The organism is Stutzerimonas kunmingensis, assembly GCF_900114065.1.
GTDB lineage: Bacteria > Pseudomonadota > Gammaproteobacteria > Pseudomonadales > Pseudomonadaceae > Stutzerimonas > Stutzerimonas kunmingensis.
This window is the reverse complement of record NZ_FORS01000012.1, coordinates 1-18,069: the sequence shown is the minus strand read 5'-3', so window position 1 is coordinate 18,069 and position 18,069 is coordinate 1. Positions and strand designations below refer to the sequence as shown.

Here is an 18,069-nt window from a genome sequence, read left to right as displayed (position 1 = left end):
GCTCGCCGGCATCCGCAATGGATGTCAGGCGCGCCGCAATCCTGACCCTCGGGTACAATGCGCGGCATTCCGCCGTGCTACCCGAGGTCGTCATGCTGCCGTTCGCTATCGCCCCTTCGATTCTTTCCGCCAATTTCGCCCGTCTGGGTGAGGAAGTGGACAACGTGCTGGCCGCTGGCGCCGACATCGTCCATTTCGATGTGATGGACAATCACTACGTCCCCAATCTGACCATCGGCCCGATGGTCTGCTCGGCGCTGCGCAAGCACGGCGTGACCGCGCCCATCGACGTGCATCTGATGGTCAAGCCGGTGGATCGCATGATCGGCGACTTCCTTGAGGCCGGCGCGACTTACATCACCTTTCACCCGGAAGCCTCGGAGCACATCGACCGTTCGCTGCAGCTGATCAAGGACGGCGGTGCCAAGGCCGGCCTGGTGTTCAACCCGGCCACGCCGCTGGACGTGCTCAAGTACGTCATGGACAAGGTCGACATGGTCTTGCTGATGAGCGTCAACCCGGGTTTCGGCGGACAGAAATTCATTCCTAACACGTTGGACAAGCTGCGCGAAGCGCGTGCGCTGATCGACGCCAGCGGTCGCGAGATTCGCCTGGAGATCGATGGTGGCGTCAATCCGAAGAACATCCGCGAAATCGCTGCGGCGGGCGCCGATACCTTCGTTGCCGGCTCGGCGATCTTCAACCAGCCGGATTACAAAGCCGTGATCGACCAGATGCGCGCCGAGCTGGCGCTTGCCCGGCCATGACTCGCCTGGAGCAACTGTTCGACGGCAAATTGCCACGGCTGGTGATGTTCGACCTGGACGGCACCCTGATGGATTCAGTGCCGGACCTGGCCGCGGCGGTGGACAAGATGTTGATGTTGCTTGGTCGCGAGCCCGCCGGCATCGAGCGGGTGCGCGACTGGGTCGGCAATGGCTCGCGCGTGCTGGTGCGTCGCGCATTGGCCGGTCAGCTGAACCATGACGGTGTGGCCGACGAGCTGGCCGATGAGGCGCTGGCGCTGTTCATGCAGGCATACTCCGGCGGCCATGAGCTAACCACCGTCTATCCGGGCGTTCGCGAATGCCTGGATTGGCTGCGCGAGCGCGAGGTGAAGCTCGCGATCATCACCAACAAGCCGGCGCAGTTCATCGAACCACTGCTGGAGGAGAAGGGGCTGGCCGGTTACTTCCAGTGGCTGGTCGGTGGCGATACCTTGCCGCAGCAGAAGCCCGATCCGGCGGCGCTGTTCTGGGTGATGGACAAGGCGGGCGTTGCGCCCCGCGAATCGCTGTTCGTGGGGGATTCGCGCAATGACGTGCGGGCTGCGAAGGCGGCGGCGGTCCCCTGTGTCGCGCTCACTTATGGCTACAACCACGGCGAGCCCATCGCGAATGAGCAGCCAGCGCTGGTGCTCGACAACCTGCGCGAGCTGGTTGCTTCGGCTCCGGGGCTGCGCTAGTGTGGCCGGACTCTTTTTGACCCCCCGAAGAGATCCGCTCGTGGTGCTCACCCGCAGACAATGGATGAAAGTCATCAAGGCCCTGGCCCGTTGGCGCTGGCGCGCCTGACTTTTCCTGCCGGCCAGGCCGGCGCGTTTGCCGTTGTTCGTTCGAACCCTCCTCAGACCACGAGGCTGACATGACCCGCGAAGAATTCCTGCGTTTGGCCGCCGAAGGCCATAACCGCATTCCCCTGTCGTTCGAGACCCTCGCCGACTTCGACACCCCGTTGTCGCTATACCTGAAACTGGCCGATGCGCCGAATTCCTACCTGCTCGAGTCCGTCCAGGGCGGCGAGAAGTGGGGGCGCTATTCGATCATCGGTCTGCCTTGCCGCACTGTAATGCGCGTGCAGGATCACCGCATCAGCATAACTACCGATGGCGTCGAGACCGAAACCTGTGAGGTCGAAGATCCGCTGGCGTTCGTCGAGTCCTTCCAGCAGCGCTACCGCGTCGCGCCGGTGGAGGGCCTGCCGCGCTTCAACGGCGGGCTGGTCGGCTATTTCGGCTACGACAGCGTGCGCTATGTCGAGCGCAAACTTGGCAATTGCCCCAACCCGGATCCGCTGGGCACACCGGATATCCTGCTGATGGTTTCCGACGCCGTGGTGGTGTTCGACAACCTCGCCGGCAAGCTGCACTGCATCGTGCTGGTCGACCCGTCGCAGCCGGAAGCCTACGAGGCCGGTCAGGCTCGCCTGCACGCGTTGCGGGCGAAGCTGCGCCAGTCGATCACGCCGCGCCTGGGCCTGGATTTCGAAAAGAGCAATGGTGCCGAACCGACCTTCCGCTCCAGCTTCAGCCGCGAGGATTACGAGCAGGCGGTCAACCGCATCAAGGACTACATCCTCGCCGGCGACTGCATGCAGGTGGTGATTTCCCAGCGCATGTCGATCCCGTTCAAGGCCGCGCCGATCGATCTGTACCGCGCGCTGCGTTGCTTCAACCCGACGCCCTACATGTACTTCTTCAACTTCGGTGACTTCCACGTGGTGGGGTCGTCGCCAGAAGTGCTGGTGCGGGTCGAGGAAGGTCTGGTCACGGTCCGCCCCATCGCCGGCACGCGTCCACGCGGTGCCAACGAAGAAGCTGATCTGGCGTTGGAGCAGGACCTGCTCAGCGATGCCAAGGAGCTTGCCGAACACCTGATGTTGATCGACCTGGGCCGCAACGACGTCGGTCGTGTCGCCGAGACCGGCACGGTGCGGCTGACCGAGAAGATGGTCATCGAGCGCTATTCGAATGTCATGCACATCGTTTCCAACGTCACCGGCCAGCTCAAGGCGCCATTGACGGCGATGGATGCGCTGCGCGCGATCCTGCCGGCCGGCACGCTCTCAGGTGCACCGAAGATTCGCGCCATGGAAATCATCGACGAACTCGAGCCGGTCAAGCGTGGCGTCTACGGCGGCGCGGTCGGCTACCTCGCCTGGAACGGCAATATGGATACCGCCATCGCAATTCGTACCGCGGTGATCAAGGACGGCGAGCTGCACGTGCAGGCCGGTGCCGGCATCGTCGCCGACTCGCAGCCGGCACTCGAATGGGAAGAGACGCTGAACAAGCGCCGTGCCATGTTCCGTGCGGTGGCCCTGGCCGAACGCGACCAGCAGGAGAACTGATCATGCTGTTGATGCTCGATAACTACGATTCCTTTACCTACAACGTCGTGCAGTACCTCGGCGAGCTTGGTGCCGACGTCAAGGTGGTGCGCAACGACGAGCTGAGCGTGGCCGAGATCGAAGCGCTGAATCCGGAGCGCATCGTCGTCTCGCCGGGGCCGTGCACGCCGAACGAGGCGGGTGTGTCGCTGGAGCTGATCCGTCATTTCGCCGGCAAGTTGCCCATTCTCGGCGTTTGCCTCGGCCACCAGAGCATCGGTCAGGCCTTCGGTGGCGATGTGGTACGTGCTCGGCAGGCCATGCACGGCAAGACCAGCCCGGTGTTTCACCATGACCAGGGTGTGTTCGCCGGGCTCAATAATCCGCTGACCGTCACCCGTTACCACTCGCTGGTGGTCAAGCGCGAGACGTTGCCCGACTCCCTGGAAATCACCGCCTGGACCCAGCTGGACGATGGCTCGGTCGACGAGATCATGGGCTTGCGGCACAAAACGCTGAACATCGAGGGTGTGCAGTTCCACCCCGAATCGATCCTTACCGAACAGGGCCACGAGCTGTTCGCGAATTTTCTGAAGCAGACCGGAGGCGTGCGCTGATGGATATCAAGGAAGCCCTCAACCGCATCGTCGGTCAGCTGGACCTGACCACCGAAGAGATGCAGGCGGTGATGCGCCAGATCATGACCGGTCAATGCACTGATGCGCAGGTCGGTGCGTTCCTCATGGGCATGCGCATGAAGAGCGAAACCATCGACGAGATCGTCGGCGCCGTGCAGGTCATGCGTGAGCTTGCCGCTCCGGTGCGTTTCGACACCGACAAGCTTGTCGACACCTGTGGCACCGGTGGCGACGGCATGAATATCTTCAACGTGTCCACTGCCGCCTCGTTCGTCGTTGCGGCCGCTGGCGGCAAGGTCGCCAAGCACGGTAACCGCGCAGTATCCGGCAAGAGCGGCAGCGCCGATCTGCTCGAGGCGGCCGGGGTCTTCCTCGACCTGACGCCCGAGCAGGTGGCGCGCAGTGTCGATACGGTCGGCGTCGGCTTCATGTTCGCCCCGGCCCATCATGGCGCCATGAAGCACGCGGCCGGCCCGCGCCGCGAACTCGGCCTACGTACGCTGTTCAATATCCTCGGCCCTATGGCCAACCCGGCCGGCGTCCGCCATCAGGTGCTTGGCGTGTTCAGCAAGGCATTGTGCCGGCCGATGGCCGAAGTGCTGGCGCGTCTGGGCAGCAAGCATGTGCTGGTGGTGCATGCGCAGGACGGGCTGGACGAGATCAGTCTGGCCGCGCCGACGCATGTTGCCGAGCTGAAGGATGGTGAGATCCGTGAATACAGCATTCAGCCCGAGGACTTTGGCATCAAGAGCCAGAGTTTGATCGGCCTGAACGTAGAGGACGCTCAGGGCTCGCTGGCCTTGATCCGCGACGCGCTGGGGCGTCGGCTGAGCGAGAACGGTCAGAAGGCTGCCGACATGATCGTGCTCAATGCTGGCGCTGCGCTGTATGCCGCCGACCTGGCGAGCAGCCTGAAGCAGGGCGTCGAGATGGCCCATGACGCGCGCAGCACCGGGCTGGCGCGCGACAAGCTGGAGGAACTGGTGTCCTTCACCGCAGTGTTCAAGCAGGAGAATCAAAAGTGAGCGTGCCGACCGTTCTGGAGAAGATCATCGCCCGCAAGTTCGAGGAGGTTGCGCAGCGCAGTCGCCAGGTCGGGCTGGGTGAGCTGGAGCAGCGTGCCGCAGCTGCCGAACCGGTGCGTGGCTTCGCTGCCGCGCTTGAGCGCCGGGTGCGCAGCAAGGAGCCTGCGGTTATCGCTGAGGTGAAGAAGGCATCGCCGAGCAAAGGGGTCATTCGCGATCCCTTCCTGCCCGCCGAAATTGCCGCCAGCTACGAGACCGGGGGCGCTGCTTGCCTGTCGGTGTTGACCGATATCGATTTCTTTCAGGGCGCCGATGAATATCTGCAGCAGGCGCGGGCGGCTTGCTCGCTGCCGGTTATCCGCAAGGATTTCATGATCGACCCGTATCAGGTGGTCGAAGCGCGCGCGCTTGGCGCCGACTGCATTCTGCTGATCGTCGCGGCACTGGACGATGTGCGTATGCACGAGCTGGCCGCGGTGGCCAAGCAGCAGGGGCTGGACGTGCTGGTAGAGGTGCACGACGCTGCCGAACTCGAACGTGCGCTGCGTCTGGAAACGCCGCTGGTGGGCATCAACAACCGCAACCTGCATACCTTCGAGGTCAATCTGGAAACCACGCTGGATCTGCTGCCGCGGATTCCAAAGGATCGTCTGGTGGTGACCGAGAGCGGGATCTTCAATCGTGCCGATGTCGAGCTGATGGAAATAAACCAGGTCTACGCATTCCTGGTGGGCGAGGCGTTCATGCGCGCCGAGCAACCTGGCGTAGAGCTGCAGCGCCTGTTCTACCCTGATCGTTCGCGCGGCCGTGCGGCCCCTGTCGCTGCCGATCCGGAGTGACCGTCTGCCCGCGCATTGCGCGCTGGCAGGTAGCGGTCTGAAGGATCAGCGAGTGCCGAATACCACCATGGTCTTGCCTTTGACATAGACGAGACCCTGGGCTTCCAGGCTCTTGAGCACTCGACCGACCATCTCGCGGGAGCAACCGACGATACGGCCGATTTCCTGGCGGGTGATCTTGATCTGCATGCCGTCCGGATGAGTCATGGCGTCGGGCTGCTTGCACAGGTCGAGCAAGGTACGCGCGACACGGCCGGTAACGTCGAGGAAGGCCAGGTCGCCGACCTTGCGTGTGGTGTTGCGCAGACGCTCGGCCATCTGACTGCCGAGGGCATAGAGGATGTCCGGATCCTGCTGGGTCAGCTCGCGAAACTTCGCATAGCTCAGTTCGGCAACTTCGCATTCGGTCTTTGCGCGAACCCAGGCGCTGCGTTCCTTTTCCGCTCCTTCTTTCTCGAAAAGCCCCATCTCTCCGAAAAAGTCGCCTGCATTCAAATAGGCGATGATCATCTCGCGACCGTCGTCATCCTCGATAAGAATGGTGACCGAGCCTTTGACGATGAAAAAAAGCGACTCGCAACGGTCGCCTGCGTAAATGATCGTGCTCTTCGCCGTGTATCGCCGTCTATGGCAGTGGGCGAGCAACTTGTCGATATTCTTTATCTTGGGCGTAAGAGAGATAGCTACCATGCTGTGGGTCCCGGATAAGTATTCAATAAAGACTGATTATTGTTATATGTGGCTGTCATTCAGCTTTCGTGAGCTTAACAGACCAAGGCGAAGCAGTTGCAAAGTTGCGACAGGCGAAACGTGTGGGTCAACGCACCTTTAGTCGCGTATGTGACGCTGTCGATTTAAAGGCCCATGCTAAGCTTGTCGCCCTGTTTTTATTGGAGCTGGCGATGAAAGCGCGCATTCAATGGGTCGACGGTGCGATGTTCCTTGGCGAGTCCGGCAGCGGACATGTCGTGGTGATGGATGGGCCGCCCGAGAACGGCGGACGTAACCTTGGCGTACGCCCCATGGAGATGCTGCTACTTGGCCTGGGTGGCTGCAGTAACTTCGATGTAGTGAGCATCCTGAAAAAGTCGCGGCAGGCTGTGGATAGTTGCGAAGTCTTCGTTGAGGCCGACCGTGCATCCGAAGACCCAAAGGTGTTTACCAAGATTCATCTGCGTTTCGTCGTCAAGGGGCGCTCGCTGAAGGAGGCCCAGGTCAAGCGCGCGGTCGAGCTTTCGGCAGAGAAGTACTGCTCGGCCTCAATCATGCTTGGTCGTGCCGGCGTCGAGATCAGCCATGCTTACGAGATTGTCGAGCTCGACTGACCGCTATCGGCTATCGGCTATCGGCTATCTCAATCGATGGGAGTGGGTCTGGTGACGCTTTCGAAAAGCCTCCCGCTCTGCATCATGCGCAGCCCCAATTGATTCGGGTGTCATTCATTCCATTGCAATAACGGCCGTCACCGGCGCGAAGAGGTGTTTACCGTCCTGATCAGATGCTTCGGTGTCCGACGGGCATGAGCCCCGACAAGAGAATGTTTCCAATGGTGAAAAGCAAACTCAAGCTTCACGGGTTCAACAATCTGACCAAGACCTTGAGCTTCAACATCTACGACATCTGCTATGCCGAGACGTCTGAGGACCAGCAGGCATATGTGCAGTACATCGATGAAGAATACGACGCCGAGCGGCTTACACAGATTCTGACCGATGTTGTAGACATCATTGGCGCCAACATACTCAACATTGCCCGCCAGGATTACGATCCGCAGGGCGCCAGCGTGACGATTCTGATCTCCGAACAACCGGTGACGCCAACTGACAGTCAGATCGAGGAGTCGCCTGGCCCGCTGCCCGAAACCATTCTTGCGCACCTCGACAAAAGCCACATCACCGTGCATACCTACCCGGAAATACATCCGGTGGACGGTATCGCCACGTTCCGCGTCGATATCGATGTTTCAACCTGCGGCGTTATCTCGCCGCTGAAGGCGCTCAACTATCTGATCCACCAGTTCGATTCGGATATCGTCACCGTGGATTATCGCGTGCGCGGTTTTACCCGCGATGTCGAGGGCAAGAAGCACTTCATTGATCACGAGATCAACTCGATCCAGAACTACCTGTCTGATGACACGCGCTCGGTCTATCAGATGACCGATGTGAATGTGTACCAGGAGAATCTGTTCCACACCAAGATGCTGCTCAAGGACTTCGAGCTGGAGAATTATCTGTTCGGCGATGCGACCAGCAATCTTTCTCCGGAGCAGCGCAAGCACGTCGAGAAACGGTTGCGTCACGAGATGCTGGAAATTTTCTACGCGCGCAACATGCCGCGTCATGCGTAGGCTTCAGCAGCATTGTCATTGATAAGGGCGCTTCGGCGCCCTTTTTCGTGGCAAACGTCAGATGCGATAAGTCGCCTTGGTCATGACCTTGGATACCAGGCTCATGCCGAATTTGACCGGGGCTGGAAATCGCAGGCCTCCGGCCTTGATGGCGGCGGTGGAGTGCTGCTGCTCGTCCTCGCGCATCTGCTCGAGAATGGCGCGGGATTTGTCGTCGCTTGCCGGCAGCTGGCCAAGATGCTCGTCCAGGTGCTTGCAGACCTGATCTTCAGTAGCAGCGACGAAGCCCAGGCTGATGCGATCGCTGATCAGACCGGCCGTGGCGCCAATCCCGAACGACAGCCCGTAGAAAAGCGGATTGAGCACGCTGGTGTGGCTGCCCAACTGGCGGATGCGTTGTTCACACCAGGCCAGATGGTCGATTTCCTCATCCGCCGCCTGTTCCATCGCCCAACGTACCTGCGGGAGGCGAGCCGTCAGGGCCTGGCCCTGGTACAGCGCCTGGGCGCAGACTTCGCCGGTGTGGTTGATGCGCATCAGGCCGGCAACGTGGCGGGTCTCGCTCTCGCTGAGTTCGGCCTCGTTCTTCAATACCGCCGGCGACGGGCGTGCTGGCTGGCCACTGAAAGGCAACAGCGTGCGCAGGGCCGAATCGGCCTGCATCAGCAAGCGGTCAGCTGGGGAGTAGTGGCGTTGGCTGGTCATATGTCCTCCGGAACAGGTTGGAACCACGGGCAGTGGATGAGGCTGCAGTTTGGGCGCTTGGCTGTCAGCCTGGCGGCCAATGCATCTGCCGCTGACCGAGTACGTGCATGTGAATATGGTTGACCGTCTGCCCGCCTAGGTCATTGCAGTTCATCACCACGCGAAAACCATCCTGACACCCTTGCTCTGTGGCCAGGCGTTGCGCAGTCAAGAGGATATGCCCGGCGAGCGCCTTGTCGTGCTCCTCGTTCAGGTCGTGCAAGGTGGCGATATGTTTCTTCGGAATCACCAGAAAGTGCACCGGGGCCTGAGCCGCGATGTCGTGGAAGGCGATAACCTGATCGTCCTCGTAAAGCTTGCGTGCGGGTATTTCCCCGTCCACGATCTTGCAAAACAGACAATCCATGGCGGTTCTCCGGGAGAGCGTCGGTCAAACAGTGTATCAGGGCATATGAGCCGTGGTGAGGCTGTACAGGGAGGTGATGTGAAGAACGATATTCATGATCTGGGTTTGGTTCTGGATTCGAGAGTCCGACTGGTGCTGGTTGAGTCCTGGGACGAGCGCAGAGTGCTCGAGACGCTGACGGGGCTTGCCATGCGCCAAGGCTTGGGCTTCTACCTGTGGTCGGCGACCGAGGGGGTGCGCCATCTGTCCTTTGGCGGCGAGCTGCAGGGCGGCGAGGAAAGCTGCGCGCCGGACGTGGCGCTGAAACTGGTGAAGCACGATCCCCGGGCGAACCTGTACGTCCTCTGCGATCTGCATCCGTTTCTCGATGAGCCGAAGTTGGTGCGGCTGCTGAAGGACATTGCGATGAGTGAAGCGCCTGTGGCGCCGACCCTCGTGCTGGTGTCGCATGCGCTCAAGCTGCCGCCTGAAGTGCAACGCTACGCAGCACGCTTCAGCCTTTCGCTGCCGGCTGAGGAAGAGCTGCTTGCCATCGTCCGCGAGGAAGCCACCCGCTGGAGCGAGCGTAATCGCGGTGCTCGCGTTCGCACCGACAATCGCACGTTGCAGCAGGTGGTGAAGAATCTGCGCGGCCTGAGCCATGCAGAGGCGCGGGCGCTGGCACGTAATGTCATCTGTGATGACGGTGCGATCACCCAGGAGGATCTTCCCGAGCTCAATCGCAGCAAGTTTCAGCTGCTGGATCTCGAAGGGGTGCTGGGGTTCGAATACGAGACGGCCCGCTTCGCGGAGGTGGGTGGTCTGGCCAACTTCAAACGTTGGCTGGCGGAGCGGCAGGGCGCGTTTCTGGATGGTCAGGGCGATGATCTACCGCGCGGCGTGATGCTGGTCGGGGTGCAAGGTGGCGGCAAGAGCCTCGCCGCCAAGGCGGTCGCCGGTCTGTGGGGGCTGCCGTTGCTACGGTTGGATTTCGCCTGCTTGTACAACAAGTATTTCGGTGAAACCGAGCGTAACCTGCGTGAAGCGCTGACCCTCGCGGAACAGATGGCGCCTTGCGTTTTGTGGATGGACGAGATCGAAAAAGGTTTGGCGACCGGCGATATGGATGGCGGCGTAAGCCAGCGGGTACTGGGCACACTGCTGACGTGGATGGCCGAGCGTAGCGCGCCGGTATTCATGGTGGCTACGGCAAACGCCATCGATCGGCTGCCTGCAGAGCTGCTGCGAAAGGGGCGATTCGACGAACTCTTCTTCGTGGATTTGCCAGATCTCGCGACGCGTGCGGAGATCTTCCGCATCCATCTCACGCGACGCGAACTGCAACCTGATGATATGGGGCTGATGGTACTGGCCGGGGCGAGTGATGGTTTCTCCGGCGCCGAGATCGAGCAGGTGGTGGTCAGCGCGGTTTATGCCGGCCAGGCCCAGCAACGGGATGTCGATCAAGCGATGCTGCTCGACTGCATTCGTGCAACATCGCCGTTGTCGGTTGTCATGGCCGAGCGCCTCGATGCACTGCGGGAGTGGGCAAGGGGGCGCACGGTACAAGCCGATTGAGGGTCTGCTTCAGCAGCTAGAAGCCGGCTCCCTGACGCATTTTCACCAGCGCGGGGATGGTCAGCGCCGCCACTAGGCCGGAGATGATCAACAGCAGCCACAGCGCGGCGAGGATCTTCACCGACCGGCTGTTGGGCGGTGGTGGAGAACCATAGCGATTGACTTCCCGACTCCCCGGCATCAGCAGCATGACGAAGGGAAACAGGCTGCCCAGCACCGGGACCAGATTGAGCAGGATCAGCCAGCCGGACCAGCCGAAGTCATGCAGGCGCTGAACGCCGATCTGCACGCTGACCACGAGCATGCCGATGCCGATCAAGCCCATGCAGATGAGCCCCATCGTGCTGGAGATTGCCGTCATTATCGCGGCGACACCGAACAAGCCCGTGGCCGCGAACATGATCACCAGTGACCACGCTAGATAACGCAGACGGCCAATCCGGCCTGTGACGGAAAAAGGCTTGAGGTCGCCATGTCGAGGCATTGCTTCGCTGACGTTTGCAGAAGGCGGGGCGTAAGGTGACACCGTTGCGCTGGCGCCCTGAGGTGCAACACTCTCATGAAGCTGCGCCTGACGCGCCAGATACTTCTCGATGATGATGCCGCACGTACTGCACTCATTGGCGTGGCTTTGTGTGTGCCCGCATTTAGGACATGTCATGAGCGCGGCAGGTGGGTTGTCACCTTGGGCCGCCGCCAGTTCTTCATCCGTCTGCACTAGGCTCAGGGTGGGGCTGGTGTGCTCAGGCTCTTTGTATGCCCTGGCGCCAGCGCGGTGCAGCGCGCCGATGTACTTGTCGGCTTCCTGGCTGCTTAGCTTGCTTTTGATCACGGCCGCCTGGCCACTGAACAATCGCTCGACCTTGCTTGGGTCGGTCTTGAACAGGACTGCCAGGTTTGCCTTTACCGCCTCAAGCGGCATGTCGGGCATAAGTTCGCCGGTGAAGACGATTTTGAATTGAGCTTGTTGCATGTGGCGTCCGTGTCACAGGGATGGTTGCGGCAGATTAGAGGGGAGGAACAGCCGATACAACAGCGTATGCTCCGGTTTCCGAGTCAGGTAACACAATGCGCGAACTCAACTGATCAGCTGTCGGCCAGCTCAGAAGGGCCTGACGACGACAAGGATCACGATGGCCAGCAGAAACAGGACCGGGACTTCATTGAACCAGCGATAGAACACGTGCCCGCGAATGTTCTCGTCACGAGCAAACCGCTTCAGTTGTGCGCCGCATACGTGGTGATAGCCGACCAATACAAGGACCAGCGCCAACTTGGCGTGAAGCCAGCCGCCTGTACCGAACAAACCGGGATTCAGAATGACCATCCATATGCCAAACACAAGCGTGGCGATCATGGAAGGAAGCATGATGCCGCGGTAAAGCTTACGCTCCATGATCTTGAAGCGCTCTCGACTGGGCTCATCCTCACTCATCGCGTGATAAACGAACAGGCGAGGAAGATAGAAAAGTCCGGCGAACCAGCAGACGACGGCGATGATGTGCAGTGCTTTGAGCCAAAGGTAGAGCATCTATGGAATCCTGCGGGGGCGAATGCGTCGATAGTAGTGGCTGCGTTCGCCCCCGTCATCCCGGCGGTTGGCCCGCGATCAAAGCAGCTTTATCATCGCGCTTTTACGTTTCCAGTTGAGGGCAGGTCATGATCAAGGTCGGTATCGTTGGCGGCACAGGCTATACGGGCGTCGAACTGCTGCGCCTGCTTGCTCAGCATCCGCAGGCCGAAGTGGCTGTCATCACCTCCCGCTCTGAGGATGGGGTGAAGGTCACCGACATGTACCCCAATCTGCGAGGCCACTACGACGACCTCGCTTTCAGTGTTCCGGACGCAGCAACGTTGGGTGGATGCGACGTGGTGTTCTTCGCGACCCCTCATGGCGTCGCCCATGCACTTGCTGGCGAGTTGCTGGCAGCCGGAACCCGAGTCATTGATTTGTCTGCCGATTTCCGCCTGCAGGATGCTGAAGAGTGGGCGAAATGGTACGGACAGGCTCACGGTGCGCCTGAACTGCTCGCTGAGGCCGTGTATGGACTGCCTGAAGTCAATCGCGAGCAGATCAGAAAGGCACGCCTGATTGCCGTTCCTGGCTGTTACCCGACCGCTACCCAGCTGGGCTTTCTACCGCTGCTTGAAAATGGTCTTGCTGATGCCTCGCGCTTGATTGCGGATTGCAAGTCGGGCGTCAGCGGTGCCGGGCGCGCAGCGAAGATCGGTTCCCTGTTCACCGAGGCTGGCGAAAGCATGATGGCGTATGCGGTCAAAGGGCACCGGCATCTGCCGGAGATCAGCCAAGGTCTGCGCCGAGCCGCGCAAGGTGACGTCGGGCTGACTTTTGTCCCGCACCTGACTCCGATGATCCGTGGTATCCACGCGACGCTGTACGCCACCGTTGCCGATACTTCCGTGGATCTGCAGCGCCTTTATGAGCGCCGTTATGCCAACGAGCCGTTCGTCGATGTGATGCCGGCCGGCAGTCATCCGGAGACACGTAGCGTGCGTGGCGCTAACGTTTGCCGCATTGCCGTACATCGTCCGCAGGACGGTGACCTGGTGGTCGTGCTGTCCGTGATCGACAACCTGGTGAAAGGCGCATCCGGCCAGGCGATCCAGAATATGAATATCCTGTTCGATCTGAATGAAAAACTGGGACTTGGAAATGTGGCGCTCCTGCCATAAACCGGTTTTCACATCGGAGCGCTGAAGCTGGTCGAATAGTTGACCGGTTTTGTCAGGAAAGCCGATAATGCACCGTCAATGCAGTAGGGCGTTTCACGCCAGGAGAAACCAATGAGTGTCGAATCCTTCACGCCCACCGCCATCCAGTTCAGTCAGGGGGCGGCAAGCAAGGTGAAGAGCTTGGTCGATGAGGAAGGCAATCCGCGCTTGAAGCTGCGGGTCTTCGTCACTGGAGGCGGCTGCTCGGGTTTCCAGTACGGCTTTACTTTCGATGAAGATGTGGCCGACGACGATACGATCATCGAGCGAGAGGGCGTAAGTCTCGTGGTCGACCCCATGAGCTACCAGTACCTGGCTGGTGCAGAAGTGGACTACCAGGAAGGGCTGGAAGGCTCTCGTTTCGTGATCAAGAATCCAAACGCTACGACTACCTGTGGTTGCGGTCAGTCGTTTTCTATCTGATGTCTGTGGCCTCGAAGCGCCGTGCACTGCACGGCGTTTCCGTTTCTGGCATCAGGCGGGATAGATGGCGCCAAGGATTCGAGAGCCCCGTGCGCCAGTGACCGCGGGACGATTTGCCGGGATGCCTTCCAGGCAGCAGTGGGCCAACCATGCAAATGCCATCGCCTCCACCCAGTCTGCCGGCACCCCCTCGCTGTCTGTGCTTTTGACCTCACAGGTCGGGGCCAGCACCTGTAACCTTCGCATCAGCGCAGCGTTATGCGCCCCGCCACCGCAGACAAGCAATTCCTCAACGTTCAGCTGAGTGGCGATGAGTGACTCGGCTATGCTCCTCGCAGTAAGTTCGAGCAGCGTCGCCTGGACATCTGCAGGCTGCAGACCTTTCCGTTTGGCGAGAAGTCTATCCAGCCAGGCCAGGTTGAAAAGCTCGCGTCCGGTGCTTTTGGGTCCCTGAGTTTTGAAAAACTCTTCGTTGAGCATCAAGGTGAGTAGGTCCTCATCCACGATGCCGGTCGTCGCCCAATCGCCGTTGCGGTCGTATGCCAAGCACTTGTGGCGTTGAATCCAGGCGTCCATCAGGACGTTGCCGGGCCCACAATCGAAGCCATGGGTAGGGTTGCCTGGATACAGAATGCTGAGATTGCTGAATCCCCCGATGTTCAGAATCGCGCGGACTCGCTGGGAATTGCCAAAGATGAATTCGTGGAAAGCGGGCACGAGCGGTGCGCCATGTCCGCCGGCAGCAACGTCGCGTCGGCGAAAATCCCCAACCACGGTTATGCCGGTCAATTCCGCCAATAGAGCGGGGTTGCCGATTTGAATCGTGAACCCGAGATGGGGTTCATGCCTGATAGTTTGACCGTGGCTGCCAATAGCGCGTATCGACTGCGGGGCAAGCTGCTGTTCGATGAGCAGCTGATCAACCGTTTCTGCTGCGAGCGTAGCCCACTGGTTCTCAGCAATAGCTGCGCGCTTCAGCTCGTCCGGCCCAGACGAGCACAAGGCGAGTAGATCTTGCTTTAGCTTGGCAGGCATTTCCTGGAAGCGGGTGGCTATCAGCCGAGTGCGGGTTGTCTGCTCGATGAGCGCGATGTCCAGGCCATCAAGACTGGTACCGGACATCACCCCCAGATAAAGAGCCACGATTACTGCTGGTTGAGGGCCAATACGGTGGCCTTCTCTTCGTCCATCCGTGCCATCAGAGGCTGGCTCAGTTGCATGAAGCGCTGCTTTTCGTTGCGAGCGATCGGATCTGCCATCGGTAGTTTCAGGCCTAGCGGATCGACATGAACGCCGTCGACCTGGAACTCATAATGCAGATGCGGGCCGGTGGAAAGGCCGGTTGTGCCGATGTAGCCAATGATCTGACCTTGCTTTACGGCGGATCCATTACGCACACCTTTGGCAAAACCTTGCATGTGCGCATACAGGGTGCGGTAGCGCTGGCCGTGCTGGATGATCACCGTGTTGCCATAGCCACCCTTGCGCCCGGCAAGCAGTACTTTGCCGTCACCGGCGCTTTTGATAGGCGTCCCGTGCGGGGCTGCATAATCAACCCCTTTGTGCGCTCGGATCTTGTTCAGGATCGGATGTTTGCGACCGTTGGAAAAGCGAGAGCTGATACGTGCAAAGTCCACCGGCGTTCGGATGAATGCTTTGCGCATGCTGGTACCGTCAGCATTGTAATAGCTGGTGGCCCCATCCTTATTGGTGTAGCGAACGGCAGAATAGGTTTTGCCCCGATTGGTAAAGCGCGCCGCGAGGATATTGCCGGTACCGACGCGTTGCCCCTCTACGGTCTTCTCTTCATAAATAACTTCGAAGCTGTCGCCTTTGCGAATGTCGAGTGCAAAGTCGATGTCGTAGCCAAATACGTTGGCCAGATCCATCGTCAGGTTATGGCTGAGACCCGCGCGCTTCGCGGCTAGAAACAGACTGCTATCAATCTCACCGCGAGCGTATACGGAGCTGATTTCGGGCTTGATCTGTTCTTTTTTGAATGAATAACCGTCAGGCGTCTTCTCTAGCGCCAGCGTTTCCAGGCTGTTGAGTTTGCTGCGTAGGGCGGCTAGCCCGCCTTGCTCAGTCAGTTGAAACTCAAGGGACTGGCCGATCTTCAAACGGGAAAACTGTTTGGCATCCTTGCTGCTCGACAGGACGGCATGCATGACGGATGGGGAAAGGCCCACTTTGGAAAATACTGTCGATAGCGTATCCCCATTGGCCACGACCACGGTCTTCGTCAGAGAGTCTGACTCTGGAGCAGGGGCCTGGGTGAGCTCCTCTTCTTTCGGTAGCTCAGCATTCTTGGCCTCGGATGATGTGCCCAGCGTGGCAGTTGCAGCGAAGGGAGACTCGACCAGGCCTGGTTGGCTGTCGCCGGGCTCGACGACAATTTGTCCAGAGGAGGACTCGAGCTTCAAGTCAATGAAGGTCTTCTTAGCCTCGACTTCACGTGATGGGAATACAAGCAGCGCCAGGCTCAGCAGCGCAGCTACACCACTGGCAGCCAGAAGATGGCTCTTGGGGTAGTTCGGAGCTTTTGATTTGGAAGGCATCATTGGGCTTCTGGCATATTTTTGCACGGGAAATAACTGTCTAAAATATAAGCAAAGCGCATCGGAGGCAACCCTTGTGGCTGCTGAGCTGCTGGTCGGTACAAGCGCGCGGCTTGTAATCGGCCGTCGATCTTGTAAGGTTGTCGCCCTTTAATAATGGTACGGGGCTTGCCATGAAGTCGGTTGAAGAGCAACTGTCGGTGATCAAACGGGGCGCTGATGAGGTGCTCGTCGAATCGGAGCTGGTCACTAAGCTTGAGCGAGGCGAGCCGTTGCGCGTCAAAGCGGGATTCGACCCTACCGCTCCCGATCTTCATCTCGGGCATACCGTGCTCATTAATAAGATGCGCCAGCTTCAGGACTTGGGGCATCAGGTGATCTTCCTTATAGGGGATTTCACCGGAATGATTGGTGATCCAAGTGGCAAAAGCGCCACACGGCCCCCGTTGACTAGAGAGCAGGTCCTCGAGAACGCCGAAACTTACAAGTCCCAGGTTTTTAAGATACTGGATCCCGCAAAGACCGAGGTGGCGTTCAATTCAACCTGGATGGACAAGCTGACCCCAGCCGACTTTATCCGTCTAGCTTCTCAATATACTGTCGCTCGTATGCTTGAGCGTGATGATTTCAGTAAGCGCTACTCCACGAACCAGCCGATAGCCATCCATGAGTTCCTCTATCCGCTCGTCCAGGGGTATGACTCGGTTGCGTTGAGGGCTGACATAGAACTCGGAGGGACTGACCAGAAATTCAACTTGCTTATGGGACGTGAGCTTCAGCGGTCGTACGGTCAGGCCTCGCAGTGCGTGGTGACCATGCCGTTGCTTGAGGGGCTGGATGGCGTGAAGAAGATGTCCAAGTCCCTTGGCAATTATGTCGGGATCCAGGAAGCACCAGGCGTCATGTATAGCAAGTTGGTCTCGATCCCTGATTCGCTCATGTGGCGGTACTTCGAGCTGCTCAGCTTCCGGTCGCAGGGTGAGCTCGATGAGTTTCGTGCTGATGTCGAGCGGGGATCCAATCCCCGGGATATCAAGATCAAGTTGGCCGAGGAGATCGTTGCGCGTTTCCATGGGGACGAAGCGGCTGCGGCTGCGCATCGTTCTGCGGGTAATCGGATGAAGGAGGGTGAGCTTCCCGAAGACCTTCCGGAAATCGAACTGATCTCTGAGCAGGACATGCCCATTGCGTCGGTCCTTAATAAGGCGGCGCTGGTCAAGAATGCAGCTGTCGCGCGTGACTTGCTGGGTTCTGGCGGTGTCCGTGTTGACGGTCAGGTAGTGGATCGTGGTTTCGTATTCAGGCTTGGCGCGACCCATGTTTGCCAGGCTGGAAAGAAGTCGTTTGCACGTATTTCCCTCAAGGCAGAATAAAACTGAAATAAACGGTTGACGTTAATTTTCAGGCTCCTATAATGCGCACCACTTCCGGCGCAGTCCTTAAGCAAAACCTCTTGTAAATCAAAAGGTTAGCGAAATAAAAGGGTTGCACGGATGGCGGATTCGAGTAGAATGCGCCGGGCTGGCAGGGTGGTGGTTGAATCCTGTTGGCGGCTTCGGTCGGGTTGATCGGAAGCGATTGAAAGAGGTGGTTGACAGCGGTTTTGAACGCTGTATGATTCGCCTCCCGCTGACGAGAGGCGCAAGTTGATCTGAAGCGCAAGCGGTTGAGAAGAAAGAAAAACTTCTTCAAAAACAGCTTGACAGGTAACAAGGCTGCTGTAGAAT

Annotated in this window: 19 protein-coding genes and 1 pseudogene; 12 read left to right on the top strand and 8 right to left on the bottom strand. The window is 59.4% G+C overall.

The genetic code is table 11. The features are described 5' to 3' along the window. Window positions 1–92: 92 nt before the first annotated feature. The 6 genes and pseudogenes from rpe to trpC all read left to right on the top strand — a co-directional run bounded on the left by rpe (window position 93) and on the right by trpC (window position 5,610). The gene (gene rpe / locus BM275_RS20110; protein WP_090523217.1) at window positions 93–767 is read left to right on the top strand and encodes a ribulose-phosphate 3-epimerase; all 675 of its coding nucleotides are present in this window, start codon (window positions 93–95) and stop codon (window positions 765–767) included. Continuing rightward, window positions 764–1,574, top strand: a pseudogene (locus BM275_RS20105) (phosphoglycolate phosphatase). Before rpe ends, BM275_RS20105 begins: the two are co-directional and overlap by 4 nt. 70 nt (window positions 1,575–1,644) lie before the next feature. Beyond that, window positions 1,645–3,129: an anthranilate synthase component I gene (gene trpE / locus BM275_RS20100; RefSeq protein ID WP_090523178.1), complete on the top strand. Its 1,485-nt coding sequence runs from the start codon at window positions 1,645–1,647 to the stop codon at window positions 3,127–3,129. Between the two features lie 2 nt (window positions 3,130–3,131). Further along, window positions 3,132–3,725, top strand: coding sequence for an aminodeoxychorismate/anthranilate synthase component II (locus tag BM275_RS20095; RefSeq protein ID WP_003285514.1), 594 nt, complete (start codon window positions 3,132–3,134; stop codon window positions 3,723–3,725). Then, entirely contained in the window at window positions 3,725–4,771 is a 1,047-nt protein-coding gene (trpD, locus tag BM275_RS20090) for an anthranilate phosphoribosyltransferase (protein WP_090523176.1), read from the top strand. Before BM275_RS20095 ends, trpD begins: the two co-directional genes overlap by 1 nt. Further along, on the top strand, window positions 4,768–5,610 hold the full coding sequence (gene trpC / locus BM275_RS20085; protein ID WP_013981696.1) for an indole-3-glycerol phosphate synthase TrpC: 843 nt from the start codon (window positions 4,768–4,770) through the stop codon (window positions 5,608–5,610). Before trpD ends, trpC begins: the two co-directional genes overlap by 4 nt. A gap of 45 nt (window positions 5,611–5,655) precedes the next feature. Here the strand turns inward: trpC and crp are convergent, their stop codons facing one another. Further along, the gene (crp, locus tag BM275_RS20080) at window positions 5,656–6,300 is read right to left on the bottom strand and encodes a cAMP-activated global transcriptional regulator CRP (RefSeq protein WP_014821656.1); all 645 of its coding nucleotides are present in this window, start codon (window positions 6,298–6,300) and stop codon (window positions 5,656–5,658) included. A 212-nt stretch (window positions 6,301–6,512) separates the two neighbouring features. Here crp and BM275_RS20075 point away from each other — a divergent pair, with 212 nt between their 5' ends. Further along, the gene (locus BM275_RS20075; RefSeq protein ID WP_014821655.1) at window positions 6,513–6,935 is read left to right on the top strand and encodes an OsmC family protein; all 423 of its coding nucleotides are present in this window, start codon (window positions 6,513–6,515) and stop codon (window positions 6,933–6,935) included. Window positions 6,936–7,159: 224 nt separating this feature from the next. Next, a complete protein-coding gene (gene speD / locus BM275_RS20070; protein ID WP_090523215.1) occupies window positions 7,160–7,960 on the top strand; it encodes an adenosylmethionine decarboxylase in 801 nt (266 codons plus the stop codon). Window positions 7,961–8,017: 57 nt separating this feature from the next. Here speD and coq7 read toward each other — a convergent pair whose 3' ends face one another. Both coq7 and BM275_RS20060 read right to left on the bottom strand, forming a co-directional pair. After that, the gene (gene coq7 / locus BM275_RS20065; RefSeq protein ID WP_090523175.1) at window positions 8,018–8,665 is read right to left on the bottom strand and encodes a 2-polyprenyl-3-methyl-6-methoxy-1,4-benzoquinone monooxygenase; all 648 of its coding nucleotides are present in this window, start codon (window positions 8,663–8,665) and stop codon (window positions 8,018–8,020) included. Between the two features lie 64 nt (window positions 8,666–8,729). Then, on the bottom strand, window positions 8,730–9,071 hold the full coding sequence (locus BM275_RS20060) for a histidine triad nucleotide-binding protein (RefSeq protein ID WP_023445867.1): 342 nt from the start codon (window positions 9,069–9,071) through the stop codon (window positions 8,730–8,732). Window positions 9,072–9,149: 78 nt separating this feature from the next. Between BM275_RS20060 and BM275_RS20055 the strand changes: the two genes are divergently transcribed. Then, window positions 9,150–10,628, top strand: coding sequence for an AAA family ATPase (locus BM275_RS20055; RefSeq protein ID WP_090523174.1), 1,479 nt, complete (start codon window positions 9,150–9,152; stop codon window positions 10,626–10,628). Between the two features lie 16 nt (window positions 10,629–10,644). Here BM275_RS20055 and BM275_RS20050 read toward each other — a convergent pair whose 3' ends face one another. Together BM275_RS20050 and hemJ are read right to left on the bottom strand one after the other, a co-directional pair. Then, on the bottom strand, window positions 10,645–11,601 hold the full coding sequence (locus tag BM275_RS20050; RefSeq protein ID WP_090523173.1) for a DUF805 domain-containing protein: 957 nt from the start codon (window positions 11,599–11,601) through the stop codon (window positions 10,645–10,647). Between the two features lie 129 nt (window positions 11,602–11,730). Continuing rightward, window positions 11,731–12,159 (bottom strand): protoporphyrinogen oxidase HemJ, encoded by a 429-nt coding sequence (gene hemJ, locus BM275_RS20045; protein WP_014821649.1) that lies wholly within the window; start codon window positions 12,157–12,159, stop codon window positions 11,731–11,733. A 128-nt stretch (window positions 12,160–12,287) separates the two neighbouring features. Here hemJ and argC point away from each other — a divergent pair, with 128 nt between their 5' ends. After that, entirely contained in the window at window positions 12,288–13,322 is a 1,035-nt protein-coding gene (gene argC, locus BM275_RS20040) for an N-acetyl-gamma-glutamyl-phosphate reductase (RefSeq protein WP_041015127.1), read from the top strand. A gap of 111 nt (window positions 13,323–13,433) precedes the next feature. Then, a complete protein-coding gene (gene erpA, locus BM275_RS20035) occupies window positions 13,434–13,784 on the top strand; it encodes an iron-sulfur cluster insertion protein ErpA (RefSeq protein WP_003285497.1) in 351 nt (116 codons plus the stop codon). Between the two features lie 51 nt (window positions 13,785–13,835). On the opposite strand, the gene BM275_RS20030 is transcribed toward erpA, so the two are convergent. Both BM275_RS20030 and BM275_RS20025 read right to left on the bottom strand, forming a co-directional pair. Next, on the bottom strand, window positions 13,836–14,927 hold the full coding sequence (locus tag BM275_RS20030) for an anhydro-N-acetylmuramic acid kinase (protein ID WP_090523172.1): 1,092 nt from the start codon (window positions 14,925–14,927) through the stop codon (window positions 13,836–13,838). 2 nt (window positions 14,928–14,929) lie between these two features. Next, window positions 14,930–16,345 (bottom strand): peptidoglycan DD-metalloendopeptidase family protein, encoded by a 1,416-nt coding sequence (locus BM275_RS20025; RefSeq protein WP_090523171.1) that lies wholly within the window; start codon window positions 16,343–16,345, stop codon window positions 14,930–14,932. 170 nt (window positions 16,346–16,515) lie between these two features. Here BM275_RS20025 and tyrS point away from each other — a divergent pair, with 170 nt between their 5' ends. Continuing rightward, a complete protein-coding gene (tyrS, locus tag BM275_RS20020) occupies window positions 16,516–17,715 on the top strand; it encodes a tyrosine--tRNA ligase (RefSeq protein ID WP_090523170.1) in 1,200 nt (399 codons plus the stop codon). Between the two features lie 28 nt (window positions 17,716–17,743). On the opposite strand, the gene BM275_RS20015 is transcribed toward tyrS, so the two are convergent. Further along, window positions 17,744–18,069, bottom strand: a 326-nt coding sequence (locus tag BM275_RS20015) for a hypothetical protein (protein WP_090523169.1), incomplete at its 5' end; no start/stop codon positions are given.